10 protein-coding genes and 1 pseudogene are annotated in these 16,561 nt (G+C 42.8%); 5 read left to right on the forward strand and 6 right to left on the reverse strand.

Annotated features, from left to right (window positions below; genetic code table 11):
- Positions 1-17: 17 nt before the first annotated feature.
- Together MSMAS_RS02425 and ftsA are read left to right on the forward strand one after the other, a co-directional pair.
- The gene (locus MSMAS_RS02425) at positions 18-413 is read left to right on the forward strand and encodes a hypothetical protein (protein WP_011032794.1); all 396 of its coding nucleotides are present in this window, start codon (positions 18-20) and stop codon (positions 411-413) included.
- Positions 414-714: 301 nt separating this feature from the next.
- On the forward strand, positions 715-2,073 hold the full coding sequence (ftsA, locus tag MSMAS_RS02430) for a coenzyme F390 synthetase (protein WP_011032793.1): 1,359 nt from the start codon (positions 715-717) through the stop codon (positions 2,071-2,073).
- A gap of 118 nt (positions 2,074-2,191) precedes the next feature.
- On the opposite strand, the pseudogene MSMAS_RS02435 reads toward ftsA, so the two are convergent.
- Positions 2,192-3,625, reverse strand: a pseudogene (locus MSMAS_RS02435) (IS66-like element ISMma14 family transposase).
- 313 nt (positions 3,626-3,938) lie between these two features.
- On the opposite strand from MSMAS_RS02435, the gene nikR reads away from it, so the two are divergent.
- A complete protein-coding gene (gene nikR / locus MSMAS_RS02445; protein WP_015411393.1) occupies positions 3,939-4,361 on the forward strand; it encodes a nickel-responsive transcriptional regulator NikR in 423 nt (140 codons plus the stop codon).
- 97 nt (positions 4,362-4,458) lie between these two features.
- Here the strand turns inward: nikR and MSMAS_RS02450 are convergent, their stop codons facing one another.
- The 3 genes from MSMAS_RS02450 to MSMAS_RS02460 form a co-directional block, all read right to left on the reverse strand.
- Positions 4,459-4,815 carry an ArsR/SmtB family transcription factor gene (locus MSMAS_RS02450; protein WP_048036581.1) on the reverse strand — a complete coding sequence of 119 codons (357 nt, stop codon included), beginning with the start codon at positions 4,813-4,815 and terminating at the stop codon, positions 4,459-4,461.
- Between the two features lie 256 nt (positions 4,816-5,071).
- A complete protein-coding gene (locus MSMAS_RS02455) occupies positions 5,072-6,823 on the reverse strand; it encodes a flippase-like domain-containing protein (RefSeq protein WP_048045859.1) in 1,752 nt (583 codons plus the stop codon).
- Between the two features lie 248 nt (positions 6,824-7,071).
- Positions 7,072-9,234, reverse strand: a complete 2,163-nt coding sequence (locus MSMAS_RS02460; RefSeq protein ID WP_011032789.1) for a DUF2298 domain-containing protein — start codon at positions 9,232-9,234, stop codon at positions 7,072-7,074.
- Between the two features lie 550 nt (positions 9,235-9,784).
- Here MSMAS_RS02460 and MSMAS_RS02465 point away from each other — a divergent pair.
- Complete coding sequence (locus MSMAS_RS02465) at positions 9,785-11,215, forward strand: aldehyde dehydrogenase family protein (protein ID WP_230633331.1); 1,431 nt, start codon at positions 9,785-9,787, stop codon at positions 11,213-11,215.
- 161 nt (positions 11,216-11,376) lie between these two features.
- Here MSMAS_RS02465 and MSMAS_RS02470 read toward each other — a convergent pair whose 3' ends face one another.
- Both MSMAS_RS02470 and MSMAS_RS02475 read right to left on the reverse strand, forming a co-directional pair.
- Positions 11,377-11,646, reverse strand: coding sequence for a DUF3303 domain-containing protein (locus MSMAS_RS02470; RefSeq protein ID WP_011032787.1), 270 nt, complete (start codon positions 11,644-11,646; stop codon positions 11,377-11,379).
- A gap of 461 nt (positions 11,647-12,107) precedes the next feature.
- Positions 12,108-13,439, reverse strand: a complete 1,332-nt coding sequence (locus MSMAS_RS02475; RefSeq protein WP_011032786.1) for an NAD(P)/FAD-dependent oxidoreductase — start codon at positions 13,437-13,439, stop codon at positions 12,108-12,110.
- Positions 13,440-13,724: 285 nt separating this feature from the next.
- Between MSMAS_RS02475 and MSMAS_RS02480 the strand changes: the two genes are divergently transcribed.
- On the forward strand, positions 13,725-16,457 hold the full coding sequence (locus MSMAS_RS02480) for a calcium-translocating P-type ATPase, SERCA-type (RefSeq protein ID WP_011032785.1): 2,733 nt from the start codon (positions 13,725-13,727) through the stop codon (positions 16,455-16,457).
- Positions 16,458-16,561 lie beyond the last annotated feature (104 nt).

A 16,561-nucleotide genomic window follows, 5' to 3' on the forward strand; every position in this document is an offset into this window, starting at 1 on the left:
TTCTGGAGTGGTAAAAGATGGCAGGAGAAAAATCCAGCTCATCCGTATGTGCGGCATGTGGATGTCAATTGTCTGCAGAAGACATTATCGAAGAAGGCGGAGAGACCTTTTGCGAAGACTGTTATATTGAGAGCCGCCATAAGATCCAGGCATGTGACCCCTGGGCTGTCCGTTCTAAAAAAATCTTCCGGGAAGAAGCAGGGCTTGAGGGGACTGAAGGCCTGACAGAACTGCAAAAAGCTATTTATGATTTCATAGTCTCCAGGGGAGGAGCAAAAAAAGAAGAAATTGCAGAAAAGTTTGGAATATCTGCAAGGGAGACTGAAAACCAGTTTGCTCTTCTAAGGCACTGTGAGCTGTTAAAAGGGCAAAAGAGGGCAGATGGAGTGTATCTGGTGTCTTTTGATGCATGATAGTTCTGAAAAATCAGCTATTTTTTTACTTTTTTCCTTTTAAGCAGAAGGAGACCTGAATAATTATTTCTCAATACAAAATCCACCTGAAGTATTATTCTCAATACAAAATCCACCTGAATAATTATTTCTCAATACAAAATCCACCTGAAGAATTCTGAAAGTTAGTCCCCTGTTATCTCTCTTTACCACCCAAAACTGTTTCATAATTGAAGATTAATAATTAAAGGTTAATTTATCCTCGAAGGTAAGAAATACAGATTTTTTACATGGTTAGTGGCTTTAGCCGGGGTGTTAAGAGTTGGACAGCTCAGATCTTTATTTTAATTTCGAAATTGAAACAATGGACAGGGGAGAACTCGATGCTCTTGTCGAGGAACGGGTGCGGTATACAGTAAGATATGCGGCTGAGAATTCCCCTTTTTACAGGAAATGGTTTGAAAAGCATGGGGTAAACCCGGGAGATATCAAAGCCCATGAAGACCTCCTCGAACTCCCGATTATCTCCGGGGAAACAATCCGGGAAAACCAGCCCCCTGAAACAAAGGAGTTTATGTTCAGGAGTGCTGGCTGGGAAGATGTTTTTACGATTCACGAGACCAGCGGGACGAGCGGGACTCCAAAGAGCTTTTTCCTTACATGGGAAGACTGGGAACGTTACGCGGAAAAATACGCCCGGATTTTCAGGTCCCAGGGCTTCGGAAAAGGAGACAGGGTAGTTGTCTGTGCCTCTTACGGCATGAATGTGGGGGCAAACACAATGACTCTTGCTGCCAGGCAGGTGGGCATGAGCATTATCCCTGAAGGTAAATGCACCTTTCCCCTCCGTGTTATTGAAACCTACAAACCGACAGGCATAGTAGGAAGCGTATTCAAACTCCTGAACCTTGCCCGCAGAATGAAGGCTGAAGGAATTGACCCCCAGAATTCAGGCGTAAACAAGCTTGTTGTGGGAGGCGAATCCTTTGCTGAAGAATCAAGAAACTATCTCTCTGAGATTTGGGGCTGCCCCGTATACAATACCTATGGAAGCACGGAAGGGACCATGTGTGGAGAATGCAGTGAAATATCAGGGCTTCACGTCCCCGAAGATTTTGTTCATCTTGATGTTTACGACCCGCATGTAAAGGAATTCGTGCCTGAAGGAGAATGCGGAAGAGTTGTCCTGAGCACACTTCTTCCTGTGGGGGCAAAAGCAGGAAACCTGCTTTTAAATTACGATACTGAAGATACTACAGTTGTTCTTACGCGCAAAAAATGTGCCTGTGGAAGGACTCACATGAAAATCCTTACCCCGCAGAGAGAGGCAGAAACAGTCTGGGTTGAAGGCGCTCCTTTTAACCGTGTGGATGTGGAAAAAGGAGTCTTTCAGAGTGGAAATATGGAATACCTTACAGGAGAATACGAGGCTTTTCTTTACGGCACGGAGGACGAGGGCGAAACCGTACTCAGGGTCAGTATGGAATGCAAAAATCCTGATGCCTGCGACAGAGACCTCATACAGGAAAATTTTGTTCGCTCTTTCCTTAAATATAAACCTCCCCTTTCCAGGGCTTATGAAGATGGCAGTTTCAGGATTCTCTTCAATTTTGCAGGTCCAGGAGAACTTGAGCTGTATAAAATTAAAGGAAGACCAAAAAGGCTAGTAGACAGAAGGTAATTTTTAATCCTGTGACTATTTTTATTTTTTGTTTATTTTTTAATTTTTTATTTTCTTTTCAATATCCTGCTTATTTATTTGTTTTACATCCTTCTTTTTGATTTTATTTTGTAACTGCTCAGAGTATAGTTAACGGCGCTCCTATGAGCGCCGCACGAATACCCTCTAAAACAGGTAAACCGTTCTTTTTTCCTGTAGAAATGTACGCCCTAATTCTGCAGAAAGCTTGCGCTCCCATTGCTTTTCTGAAAGTTCCCGATATTTTCTGCTGTAGTTTCATCATCCTGATATCTCTTTCTGCCTGATTATTATCAAATGGAACTTTCAAATCTGTCAGGAATCTCAGAATCTTTTCTTTGTGTTCTATAAACCTATCCAGCAGATTCCTTGATTTTGTTTTTGGATTTTTACCGCGTTTTCCCTGTTTTTCAGGATTTAGAGAATGCGGATTTTCTTCAAGCGCTCTAATGATAATTGCATCAAACCTTTCTTCCAATGCTTTAATTTGCTCAAAATCAGGTTCTCTTAATTGCTCTTTACACTCATCAGTGTATTTCTTCATCTCAGTGAGCAGTTCATTCATCTCTTTAGCCCATGTCTGTTTATAGTTCTCTTCAATTCCTGTAAGTTCTCTCTGTAAATGAGCGTTACACAGAGCATGATCACAATCATAAACGTTGTAAGGTTTCCATCCATCATGAACTGCTACTCCCTTAAACTTCGGAAGAATTCCCATAGCATCTATTGCTTCTGCTCCTCTTTTTGTATGAGCAAAATAACATGTGTATTTTTCATTAGAAGCTACATGAAGCCAGTGTCTTTTTCCTTCAATCTTCATACCAGTTTCATCAAAATTGATTACAGGCGAGGCTAATAACTTCTCTCTAATAACGTTTTCAAATTCCTCTAAATTCTGGAAACATTCTCTTTCTGCTCTAATTATCGTAGCAGGACAGATTTTTATTCCCATAATGTCTTCAAATAACTCAGAAATTCTATCATAAGGAACAAACTGGTAATTTTTACAGTAAATAGCTGAAGCTAAAATATTAGGGCCATACTGAACCGGATATTTCACTGATTCGGGAAAAACGGCTTTATTCAACTTTCCACAACAAGGACAGGTTTTAATCTGACTTTTATGTTCTGTAACAATTAGATTTACGGGAGGAATGTCAAAGACCTGTCTTCTCTCATAAGCTTCAACTTCAACATTCTCAAGGGTAGATCCGCATTCTTTGCAGCAGGTCAAAGAATGTTCTATTACCTACTCAGGATGATCAACCATATCAAGAGTCGTGCCTGGATGACCTTCCTGACCTCCAGGTTTCTTCCCGCTTGGTTTACGCAGACTCTTGGGATTAGGTTTCTCTTTGACAAAATAATCAGTAGAAGGAGGTCGACTGCTGTTACGACTGTTTTGATTTAAACGAGATTCTAAGGCTACAAGTCTTTCAGTGAGTTCTTTAACTTGAGATTCTAAACTCTCAATGTAAGCTACAATAATTTCAGGATTTGAAGCACAGTAAGAAAGAATCTCATCACGTTTCATAAAGCTAAAAAGGAATCATTTTATATCCAATTTTTCCTCGGAACGAGGAAAAATGTGTAGCCTCGTTAAGGCTACCTGAATAGTTACTTTATTTTTTCGATATCTTTTTCATTTTTTATTTTTTATTGACGTCTTATCCTTTTAATCTATATCGAATTTGACAATTCCCAAACATTAATATACTGAAGGATGAATTTACATACCGACACAACTCTTTTATATTAATGATCAAGTGAAAAAAACATATATAGTATTACATACAATAAGTTTATGTAATATCATTCGGATAAATTACAAATTACTTGGTGATACGATGGAAACAGAACTTATGAGGATAGGAGTCTCCCTACCCGACACACTTCTTAGTAAATTTGATGAGATTATTGAAAAAAGAGGTTACTCTTCCCGTTCGGAAGGCATAAGGGACGCCATCAGGAGTTATATTTCTTATTACGAGTGGATGGGTGACATTAAAGGTCACCGTGTAGGTACTGTTGCCGTTATTTACGACCACACCAAGCGCGGGCTTTCCAATGCACTTGCAGATATACAGCACCACTACTCTCACCTGATTAAGTCTTCCGTACACATCCACCTTGACCACGATAATTGTTTTGAGGTTGTTGTTCTTGATGGTGATGGCGAGGAAATCAAAGAACTTGCCGAAGCCATTATGTCACTCAAAGGCGTAAAATTCTCAAAACTTACTACTGTAGCCTCAAATGAAAAGATTTAATTTTATCTTTCAGGGATGAAAATCTCTGAAAAGATAGTATTGCTCAGGAAGAGGGACATAAATCTTTTTTAACGGGTAAAAGTCCCTCAATTCCTTATTAGTTTTTCTCAAAATGCCTTTCTATATGCCTCAAAAGCAGGTTTCCGAATTCTGTCAGCTCATAAATCTGGAAGCTGCGCTCTCTTCTTGAATCGACCAGCCCTGCTTCCTTTAAAAGCTTCAGATGATAGGAAAGTGCGGAATGCTTCTGGTCTGTAGCTTCAACAAGGACACAGACGCAAAGGCTCTGGACTTCAAGAGCTTTAAGTATCCTCAGGCGGGTCGGGTCTGCAAGGACCTTGAATAAACTTACTATTTCTTCAACATCCTCATTCAGAGCCGTATGAACAGCTTCCAGCACATCTTCAGGAAGGGAATAAGCATCCCGGACTTCGATTATCTTCTTCTCAGACATTTCTTCCACTCAGACCTTTTTTCTACCCGGACATAATTGGGGCAAAGCAGACGGTCGCTAATTTAACTTTTAAAGTTTCCAGTCATTATTCTGACTTAAACGCTTCTCTTTAGTTTCTGAGTTCCCTTATATTTATTGCTGCTTCCTCTTTAAACCTTCAGAACCTCTTAGCACCATTCATTCTTTCAAGCCTGAAGAGTCTTTTTTCGGCTATCCGGCTCCAGTCCGGTAGTTTTTTACGACTCCCTTTGTGACCTCACATTCCTTTCAGGGTATCGGTATTTGTTGAAAGGACTTCCCTCCATCTGAATCCCAGTTCAGATAAGGCAAGCCCGCCTCCCAGAAGTGTGATTGAATTCTTTATTATGTGGTCAATCACGGCGACAGTAAATGCGAGTTCAGGCTTGATCCCCCCTAGTACGAATACTGCAGTAAGGGCAACTTCATATGTCCCTATGGCTCCGGGAGTAATTGGAAAAGTTTTCGCAATGTTTCCGAGAGCTACTGCAAGGAAAACCAGGGATATGCTGAAAGTTGAAGTCATGTCCACTCCAGCCGCCGGAAAGGCTTTCAAAACCAGAAAGCAGGTAAAGATATCCATTCCCCATATAAGGAGGGAAGATGCGACCACTGCAAGAAAAGCCCCGGGCCTGACTGCAACAACGCTCATCTGACGGATAAAGGTGGAAGCGAATTCTTTTATTTTACTCAGAGGCTCGCCTGATATATTTTTATGAACTTTTTCTTTTCCTTTCTTTTTATTACGGCTCTCTCTATAAGATAATATAAAGAGAGCAGCGAAGAAAAGAAGGACTGCAACCCCTGAGAATTTAATCAGGGACTCCATCCAGGGAGTAAGCTCTAATCTGGAAGCCACGCCTGAAGATGCAAGTATGGCAATGAAGGTAATTGCAATTATGTCAAAGACTCTTTCTACGGTCAGAGAGGAGAAGCTGGTTGTAAAGGCAAGGTCTTTACTTTTTTTCAGGATATACATCCTGCTGAGGTCTCCTATTCTTGCAGGAAGGATAACGTTTGCAGACTGGCTGATGAAAATGCTCCCGGTAAGAAATCCAATTCCATAATGGTTTCCAAGCCTGTTAAGGATCTGCTGGAAACGCATCCCTCTCAGGGGCCAGGAAGCGCAATAAACAAAAGATGCAAGAGCCAGTGTTCCGGGTGAGACATGTTTTATATTTTCCAGAACCTCGGATGCGCCCAGAAAGGTTGCAGCAAGTGCAAGAATCAGAATTGCAAGAAAGGCTGTCAGGAATATTTTGCCCTTTCCTGAAAATAAGCCCGGAAAAAACAGTTCCCACCAGAGGCGGAAGACCTCCGAACCCATTCCAACGATATCCTTTGCGAAATTGACCTTGCTTGACCCTCCATGCCTCCAGTAAACAGGGAACTCAAGGACCCTGTAGCCCCGGTGCTGGGCCCTGACAAGCAGTTCAGTGTCCCAGAACCAGTGCTGGTTCTCAATTTCATCGAGCAGTTCCAAGAGAGGGCCTCTCCTGAAAGCCTTGAAACCGCACTGGTGGTCATAAAGTTTTGAGTGCAGAAAGAGCCTCACCATGGAATTATATCCTCTGCTCGCAAACTCGCGCTTGAAAGGCCTTTTTGCATCGCTTTCGGGCATTATTCGCGAACCGGTGGCAAAATCATAGCCATCAGTACTTATAGCCCTTATCAGTTTTTCCAGGTAACTCATATCCGTTGCAAGATCAACATCAATATAGCAGAGTACCTCCCCTGAGGCTGCCTTAAAAGCCCTGTTCAGAGCCTTTCCTCTCCCCTGCCGTTCATCGGAATGCAGGTGCTTTACATAAGGGTACTTTTCCGAAAGTTCTGAAGCTATTCGGTCAGTACCGTCCTTGCTCCCGTCCTCTGCTATTATGATCTCAAAAGAATGAGTTATTTTCGAAAGGGTCTCTGCCGTTATCGAGACCGTATTTTCTATTCTGGCTGCTTCGTTGTAAGCGGGCAGAACTACTGAAACGCTGGTTATACGAACAACCTCTTGATGTTTATAATATTAATTGAGCTTTTATGCTAACCGTATTTCCTGTAAAACTCTGAAAATTTGTATAATTCTATATTTATAATATATATTTGCGAAATCTGTTTTGAAGCGTATTTATGAAAAGTATTTATGAAACAATGTTCAGATATTGAAATTAATGATACATTTATCTAAAATTCGTTTTTTATCTTAGCCGTATTTTTTTCTAAAAGTGGAAATTCATAACATCTTTTTTACGGTTTTTTTTTCAATTTATATATTGTGGCTGAACCCTCGTAAACAGGTTCGAAATAGGCTTTATTTTCGAATTTTTTCGTATTTACGTCATATACCTGCCTTTCAAGAGTTCCGATATATACATAGGTTACGTTATATTTTTCTATAAGCTCAATTGCTTCCTCTTCACTGCCCGTTGAATAAATCAGGCTGACGTCTCCTATCCTCTTTTTCACTTCTTCATGGTCTCTTCCCCAGAACCTCTCATGCCTTGCCCATCCTATGACCGCAGGAATCCCCGTGTTTGAAGAGACGCGGCAGGCATAACTGTAGCTGCTGTCATCTTCCGAGGTTTCGAGAATTACAGGCGAGCCTTTGATATTCGCCTGCATCCACCTTATGGCGTTGTAGTCTCCCCTGTCCAGTTCCCGCATGTACTCCATCCCGTCAAGGGAAGGTTCGGCATTCATCTCTTTTATTCTTGTAACGGTCGATACTGCAGGAAAAATGGCGCAGCAGATTATCAGGATCACAAGAATAACTGACCATCCTTTTTTTACAAACTGCTTCAAAGTTTTTCTGTTTCCGGATCTGGCCGCGTAATGGGAATTAAGGTCATAATATGAATAAGCAGCTGAAATAGCAAGAAAGATCCACAGGTGCATATAAAATTTGAAAACCGTGTTCATACGGGCAAACTCCCCGGAAATGGGGTCGTCAAGGAAAATAACCTCGCAGAGGAGAGCGATAAAGCTAGCTGCTGATATCAGGAGATATACAAACCCTGACGCGCTCCGCTCAGGAATATCCTTAAGGAATAGAAGCAGGGAAAAAACAAACACAGGCAAAAGGACTGCAAGCAGGGGAATAGACCATGCTTTTGAAAGCAATGCTGAAACCCCTGCAAGCAGGACAAAAAATACTATTTTCCTTCTGGAGTCCAGGCGGGTGATAAGGAATGAAAATACCAGGAAGAGAAAAAGCCCGAAAAGAATCAGGAATCTATCAGTCTCCGTCCTTAACTCAGGCAGGACGAAATCAAACCCTCCTGCTGCCTGAGGATTAAAATCCAGGTAAAAAAGCAAATAGGGAAGGAAACTGAAAATGGAAATAAAGATCATCGAATTGGAAAATTTTGCAACAGCAGCGAATAAATTTCTATTATGGACATAATCCCCGCAGTAGAATGCAAAAATAACAAGAAATGCCAGACCGAAGTATACAGGAAAGTCCCAGGAGTTGAATGGGAATAAAAAACCCAGAGACATTGAAAACATAAGAAGTGCAAGGCTGTTTTCAAATATTGAGTCCTCATTTTTCCTGAAATGCATATTCAGGAGAAACGCAAGTACAAGAAGCTGAAAAGGGATTGCAAGCATATGGGAGTGAAGGTCGCCGTGTATGAAGCTGAAGTACGGGAATTCGTTTATTGTAAAAGGGATGACTCTTGAGCTGCTCCAGTAGTATCCTCCCAGGGCCTGCTCATGCCTGATGTACACCGATACAAATTCTATGAGCCCCTGCAGGTTTCCAAGAAGCATCCCAAAAACTGCAGTCAATATTCCATACCTGATTTTTCCACGTGTAAGGTTATATCCCATGCCGAAAAATGCGTTCAGGGACAGGGCAAAAGTCAGCGCGACTGCCAGGTTAAAAAGAATGGAAGGTTTTACTGCACTGAGTTTTCCAAATACGGCTACTGAGAGATACCCGAAATAGTAATAAAAATCCATGAGCCCGCCTGCAAACCATGGGTCCTGAGGGGGAAAGGAGCTGGCCCTTATTACTGCATTTAAAAATGCAAAGTCCATGAATTTTTCATGTCTATATATCTCGGGCAGATAAGTGCGTACAAGCAGAAAAAAAAAGAAGCCTGATGCAAATACCAGTTCGTTTACTACAAGAACTTTCCTGCCCGGAAAAAATTTCTGTTTCCTGTAAAGGAAAATGGATACGGAGCAGAGAAGGAAAAATGCAATCAGGACAGCTGTAAAGCTGAAACCCAGTATATACGAAAAAATCCAGGAAAGATAGGTAACAAGCATAATTCCGAGGGCTCTGGAAACAGAATATCCTCCGTCAGCAAGCCGGTTTCCTGCACTTCTTATGAATGGAACCGAAATAAAGCTCAGGGCTTCTATAAGAAAAAACCATATAATTATATGCAGATATTCTGACACTGTCCCCTCCCCTGCATGTAAAAAGAAGCCTTTCAGTTGAAGCCCACCTTCAGTTTACTGGCAAATTCAGTTCTTATTTCTGCTTTATTCTGAAGCCCCAAACTTCAAATCTGAAGTACTCTTTTCAAGACATGGTTGTTATAACGTACCCACTTCAAATTACATCGTTGAAAATTTCATTTAATTGCGGTACTGGCATATTTTCCGTATGTGTATTCTGCAAAATCACATTCCTGAGCTTTTCTGTAAAAAACGTATCTGGAGCCCCCAAACTTATCCAGTATAGTATTTACGAGCCGGTATAGCCTCAGGATATCCCTTAAAATGTCCTCACAAATCTCGTTTTCATTTTTTTAAATCCATAAGGACCTGCATATATTGATAATATATATTTTGTTAATATACTTATCTTTCCGTAAAGGGAACTTGTTTTTCTTTTCCTTCCTGTATTATTCTTTAAAATTATCTTTAAAATTATTTGAACAAATTTGCAACGAATTTACTGCGGTATTTGTTATCTTAAAATAGGCCTTTGTAAATAATGGTAGCCATGAAAATGCAGATTAATGGAAAAGCGGCAGGATCATGTGGCGGCGAGTGCTTTGACGTTAGAAATCCTGCAACATGCGAACTTCTTGAGCAGGTCCCGAGAGGCACGGAAGAGGATGTTGCCCTTGCGGTAGAAGCCGCTTTATCAGCTTTTGAAGGCTGGGCTTCTATCTCTCCACAGCAGAGAGGCATGGTTTTTTACAGGGCTGCCGGGCTTGTAAGGCAGAGGAAGGAGGAGCTTGCTGCCCTGCTCACACAGGAACAGGGGAAGCCTCTTGCAGAAGCCAGAAACGAACTGGAAGGCTTCTCGCATGTGCTTGAATACTACTGCGGGCTTGCAGGCAGTTTGAGGGGTGACTTTATCCCTGTTACGGGAAATGGCTATTCTTTTACCGTAAAAAAACCTCTGGGTGTCTGTGCAGCCATCATCCCCTGGAACATGCCTGCCCTGATTATGGGGTGGAAAATTGCACCTGCCCTTATTTCAGGCAACACTTTTGTGCTAAAACCTGCAAGCAGCACTCCCCTCACAAACCTCACCCTGGCTTCTATCCTGAATGAAGCCGGTCTTCCAGCAGGAGTCCTGAACGTTGTCACAGGCTCTGGAGAGATTGCAGGAGAAAGCCTTGTCCGCAGCCCTGATGTAAGAAAAATTTCTTTTACAGGGGAATCCGGGACAGGAAAAAGGATATCCGAGCTTGCAGCCAGCGGGATGAAAAGGGTTACTCTTGAGCTGGGCGGAAGCGACCCCATGATTGTATGTGATGATGCCAATCTCGAAAGTGCAGTTGCAGGAGCCATCAGGGGGAGATTTTACAATTGCGGCCAGACCTGTACTGCTGTCAAAAGGCTGTATGTTTTTGAATCCGTTGCCAGGGAGTTCATAAGAAAACTCGAAGAAGGAGTTAAGAGATTAAAAGTCGGAAACGGACTGGATAAGGATACGGATATGGGGCCTCTCAATAACCACAGCCAGTTTGAATACATAAAAGAGCTGGTAGCAGGAATTGAGGAGAAGGGTGAAGGCAGAATAATTGCAGGGGGAAAAGCCCCTTCATTCAAAGGCATGGGTAAAGGATATTTCTTTGAGCCGACTCTCGTTTCAGATGTCCCCGGAGATTCCAGGCTCCTTAAGGAGGAGGTGTTCGGACCTTTGCTGCCCATAGTTACAGTAAGGAATCTCGATGAGGCTATAGAAGAGGCAAACAGGAGCATTTATGGTCTTGGAGCATCCATCTGGACAAAAGACCTGGACAGGATAAGGATGGGATGCGAGCAGTTGAATGCGGGAATTATATGGGTTAACCAGCACCTTAAGGTAGCCCCGGAAGTTCCTTTCGGAGGAGTTAAAGAGAGCGGGTTTGGAAGAGAAAACGGGCCTGACATCCTTTCCGAATACCTCGAAACCAGGACCATAATGTTAAAAACCTGAATTTAATAACACGGAAACCGGTAAACAGAATTTGTAAAATCGGGTTTTTAATGCTGATCTGTCTGGAAGGAAAAATAAAGATTTTAAATAAAGGTTTTCGATGAGCCTTGATCAGCCGGCTCACCGAGCTTCTTCATTATACCGATTTTAACTTCCTTATCTTATTTTTTGTACTTGGGAAGGAGCTGCATGAATTCTGAAGCTTCCATTACGGGGACGCTGTCAATCACGCAGATATCAGACCAGGGCAGGTTGAATGCTCCGTAAGCTTCGGCACTTTCTGCTTCGTAGAGAATGTAATAGCGGTTTCCGGAAAGGTCAACCCACTGGTTGATTATATCAATTCCTTCGGGAACTTCCAGTTTCTTGAAGTGCTCAAGAATCTTGTCGCGATTCGAAGGGTCCCAGGTACTAACGTCCATGAATAACATCTTTTACCACTCCTCATATTTTTTTTACGCCGCCCATACCCCTTCCCGGAAGCCTGGCAGCTTCTATTTAGCATCCGGGTTATTTTTTGGAAATTCAGCCTTAAAATAAATTTTTTCTTATCTTTCTTTCATGTTATGGCTGTGTACTCCCAAAAAGCCGGTTCACGGCAGAAATTCAGAACATTTTTTGTTTTTCTGCCTCCCCTCGCTTTGGCACTCTCAATTCCCCGTGGGTGACAAATTAGGCAAGGCAGGCAGCCTTGCAGAAGAGATTCTGCAGGCACAGACATTATAATATCATCACTTAGGATATATAATAGTTCGTCCGAAAGGATTGTTTTGAGTTAAACGTCCTTATTTATATATTCAACTTTATTTTTTAAATTTTATATTTACTTTTGAATAGCCCCCGGCAATTAGCTTATATTATTCGATATAACCGAAATATTTTTCCAGTTATTTTACTTCTCATCGTATCCTGTCTTTTCTTTTTCTTTCCTCAATAACTCCACTGATTGAAATCCTGCTTTTACCGAGCCGTTCATGCTCCTTTCCGGGTAATTGCTTGAGGAAAACATGCCTGCAAGGTAGAGCCCTGAAGGACCTGCAGCAAAAGGAAGCACCTTTTCCAGATAACCCTGTTCGTATACTGGAGCAGTATCCATCCTGCGGTATAGCCTTGTCCAGCGCACATCTTTTCTTGATAATTTGGGAAACATTTTTTCGAGCCCTTTTAAATAGGAATCTATAACATCTGTGTCTTTTTGCGTCCAGAGGGGACTTTTTCTGTCCTGGAAATAAGACGTTACATACACAAGGTTTTCTCCGTAATCGTCAAAAGGCAAAAAATTAGTGTGCTCGATTACGGCTCCAAAGGGCACATCTGCTTTTATGTTTAGCCAGTAATTTCCGTCTTCCATAAGGCTCCTGTCAAGCCCTATCAGAGCACATGCAGTCCCCTGATAACGTATACTCTTCAGGGTCTCGTGAAGGTCTCCCAGTTTACCTCCGGTAATCGCATCAAGCACCGCTGGTTCTGCAGTCGAGATCACTGCGTCGCAGGGTATGAAATCCCCGTTAACCTTCACGCCCTGCACTGCATTGGCTTTAATTACGATTTCTGTTACTTCCCTGTCTGTTCTGATTTCCCCTCCGTTTGCTGTTATCTCTCCTGCCAGGGCTTCTATAAGGGAGTTAAACCCTCCTCTCATGTAACCCAGTTTCTCTCCTTCTGCTCCCCTGTCCGACCTTATTTTTACCCTTCCGATAACCCAGGCAGCTGAAACATTTTCTGCATTATCCCCGAATTTGCTTTTCATCAGGGGGGCAAAAAAATTCTCGTACACGGATTTCCCTGCAGTATCAAGAATCCACTCTTTTGCTTTTATCCTGTCATAGGGAGCCGTGTCTTTTATCAGCTTTATTCTCAGGACCAGCATGCCCAGTTTTGCCAGGTCAAGAATGGAAAGGGGGCTGAAGTGTAAGATCTCAACAGGCGTATTCATTGGATAATTTTTACCGTCCACGAAATAAGCGTTTTTTCCTTTAAGCCACAGCATTTGCTTTTCAAGCCCGAGTTCTTTTATAAGGGCGAGGAGTTCGGAATCACTCCTGAATATATGGTGGTAATATTTTTCGATAAAGTATTTTTTTCCTTCATTCTCAATAGAGTAACTTGCAGACATCCCCCCAATATCAGGATCTTTTTCAAAAATTATTACTTCATCAGATTTACAGAGCCTGTAACCAGCAGACAAACCGGCAAGTCCGCTTCCGATTATCACTATTTTCATGTTTATTTTTTCCTTCTATTCATTAAATTTTTAAACTAATTTTGATAGTTGATTTTTATGATTATAAAACTCCCGCATACAAAAATAGATGGATTCTATGTATCAAATAGATGGATTCTGAGTATTATCTTCTCGTAGAGTGATTTTCTAGAATGACAGCTTCTTAAAAGCCATTTTGCATATCGCTCTGTCTAACCGATATATATACGTTAAACTAATTTATATCATAGTACACGACATATTGAATTCAGTGTTATCCCGTTTTTAATTTAACGAGGTCCAGGGTTGTACTACGATCAGGATATCAGCTCGGTTTTTGGGGAACTGAGGACATCAGTAAAGGGGCTGAGCCCCGAAGATGCCGAAAAGAGACTGGAAGAATACGGAAAAAACGAGCTTAAAGAAAAAGAAAAAGTCTCTGTTTTCAGGCTCTTTCTCTCGCAATTTAAAAGCATTCTAATTCTCATCCTTGTAATTGCTGCCATCGTTTCGGCTCTTCTTGGCGAAGCCATTGATGCTGCTGTGATTTTATTTACCGTTTTTCTTGCCGGAATCCTCGGTTTTGTTCAAGAGTACAGGGCTGAAAAAGCAATCGAGCTCCTTAAATCTCTTACATCCCCGGAAGCAACTGTAGTACGAAATGGCAGTGAAAAAAAAATCCCCTCAACCTATCTGGTTCCCGGAGACATTATTTTGCTCCAGACCGGGGACCGTATTCCTGCAGATGCCAGGATAATTGAAGAGTTTAACCTCAAAGTCGATGAATCCTCCCTTACCGGGGAATCCGTACCTGCCCAGAAGGTTACCGATGCCCTGCCGGCAGGCACTTCCGAGGCTGACAGGAATAATATGGTCTATGCAGGGACTGCGGTTGCTTATGGGAGAGGGAAAGCCGTTATTACGGCAACAGGCATGAAAACCTCTTTTGGAGAACTTGCCGGGCTTCTGGGGACAATAGAAAGGTCAAGGACTCCTCTCCAGGAAAGCCTTGACAAATTCGGCAGGTGGATCGGCGGGGCGACCATAGTAATCGTAGCTTTTGTTGCAGTTCTGGGTGTTTTTTTAGGCTTTCCACCTCTTGATATGTTTCTCTGGGGGGTTGCGCTTGCAGTTGCTGCCATACCTGAAGCTCTGCCTGCGGTTGTCACTGTGGGGCTCGGGCTTGGAGTAAGGCGCATGGTCAAAAGGCATGCCCTTGTAAGAAAACTTCCTTCCGTAGAAACCCTTGGTGCTACCAATGTCATATGTTCGGATAAAACAGGCACGCTTACCCAGAATAAAATGACAGTTGAGAGGATTTATGTTGACAGGCAGATTCTCAGGGTCACGGGAGGCGGATATGACCCGGATGGGAAATTCCTGAAAGGAGATTCGGAGAAAGAAGACCCTGAGGTCTCCGGGGACGATATTCACCTTAGGGTCCTGCTGCTCTCGGCTGCTTTATGTAACGATTCAAACCTCTATAAAGAAGAAGACGGGTGGAAAATCAGGGGAGACCCGACAGAAGCAGCTCTTGTGGTCGCTGCGGCAAAGGCTGGTTTTGAAAAATCCGAACTTGACAGTAAATATCCCAGGCTTGCGGAAATTCCTTTTTCTTCCGAAAGCAAGAGAATGACCACTTTTAATAAACTGGATGATTTTCCCGGGGATGTACTTGATTCCGAACTGGTAGCTTTTTCGAAAGGGGCTCCTGAGGTTATTCTCGGTTCATGCACGAAGATTTTCCTTGACGGCGAAATAAAAACTTTAACCCATGGGCAGAAGCAGGAGATCTTAGAGGAAGTAAAAGAGCTTGCTGACCAGGCTCTGAGAGTCATGGCTTTTTCTTTCCGCCCGTTTGAAGAGGGATTCTCTCCCGAAAAAATCTCTTCCGGGAAAATCCCTGTGGAACGGGCCGAAGAAGATATGGTTTTTTCAGGTTTAACTGGCATGAGAGACCCTCCCAGAGAAGAGGTAAAGGCTGCGATCAGAACCTGCGAGGATGCCGGAATCAAGACCGTGATGATAACCGGGGACCATAAGGTTACAGCGGCTGCAATCGCCCGGGAACTCGGTATTCTGAAAGAGAACGACCTGACACTTACAGGTTCGGAACTTGACAGCCTTGAAGAAAAAGAATTTGAGGACAGGGTTGAGAGGGTCTCGGTTTATGCACGTGTCTACCCTGCCCACAAATTGAGGGTTGTGGAAGCCCTTAAAAAGAAAGGCTATGTTGTGGCAATGACAGGTGACGGGGTAAACGATGCCCCTGCCCTTAAAGCTGCGGACATGGGCATAGCCATGGGTATCACGGGCACGGACGTCAGTAAAGAAGCTTCAAGCATGATCCTTACCGATGATAATTTTGCGTCAATCGTCTCGGCAGTTGAAGAAGGCCGGAATATCTTTAAAAATATTAGAAACTTCATCACATACGGGCTTACCTGCCACATAGGGGAGGTACTGATCGTTCTCATAGCAATCCTGGGCTGGCAGATACTTCCTCTTATGGCTGTACAGATCCTGTGGATTAACCTCATTACAGACGGGCTTCCTCCTATGGCTCTTTCAGTTGAGCCTCCTGATAGGGGGCTTATGAGGCAGAAGCCCAGGAACGTTGAAGAAGGGCTTATTACACGCCGTGAGATAACTGCCGGGCTCGGAATAGGGATCCTTGTCACTTTGCAGGCACTGATAGTTTTAGTCTGGTCTCTGGAGAGCGGCTTTTCCCTTTCCAAACTGCAGACAATGGTTTTTACACTTGTAGTATTTTCAGAGATGTTTAATGCCTTTAACTGGCGGTCTGACAGGTATTCGGTCTTTTCTCTGGGGCTGTTTACAAACAAAGCCCTGATTTACGCAGTCCTTACCACGGTGGTCCTGCAGTTGATGGTTATTTATGTCCCGTTCCTTCAACTTGCTTTCAGTACAGTTCCCCTTTCCCTTCCGGAATGGGGGATCATACTCGCTTTAGCCTCCACCACCCTCATTTCCATGGAAATTGTAAAGCACATAAATAACGGGAAAAGGGCTGATTAACGTAAATAACGGGGAAAAGTCTGATTAGCATAAATAATGGGGAAAAGTCTGATTAGCATAAATAGTGGGGAAAAGTCTGATTAAAGGGAACCTTATAAGCGGTG

This window comes from Methanosarcina mazei S-6 (assembly GCF_000970205.1).
In the GTDB taxonomy this organism is placed as follows: domain Archaea; phylum Halobacteriota; class Methanosarcinia; order Methanosarcinales; family Methanosarcinaceae; genus Methanosarcina; species Methanosarcina mazei.

Bases quoted from the DNA above. Each gene is read 5' to 3' on its own strand.
- MSMAS_RS02465 (WP_230633331.1), top strand. From the start codon at position 9,785: ATGAAAATGCAGATTAATGGAAAAGCGGCAGGATCATGTGGCGGCGAG.
- MSMAS_RS02425 (WP_011032794.1), top strand. From the start codon at position 18: ATGGCAGGAGAAAAATCCAGCTCATCCGTATGTGCGGCATGTGGATGT.
- nikR (WP_015411393.1), top strand. From the start codon at position 3,939: ATGGAAACAGAACTTATGAGGATAGGAGTCTCCCTACCCGACACACTT.
- MSMAS_RS02470 (WP_011032787.1), bottom strand. From the start codon at position 11,646: ATGTTATTCATGGACGTTAGTACCTGGGACCCTTCGAATCGCGACAAG.
- MSMAS_RS02475 (WP_011032786.1), bottom strand. From the start codon at position 13,439: ATGAAAATAGTGATAATCGGAAGCGGACTTGCCGGTTTGTCTGCTGGT.
- MSMAS_RS02450 (WP_048036581.1), bottom strand. From the start codon at position 4,815: ATGTCTGAGAAGAAGATAATCGAAGTCCGGGATGCTTATTCCCTTCCT.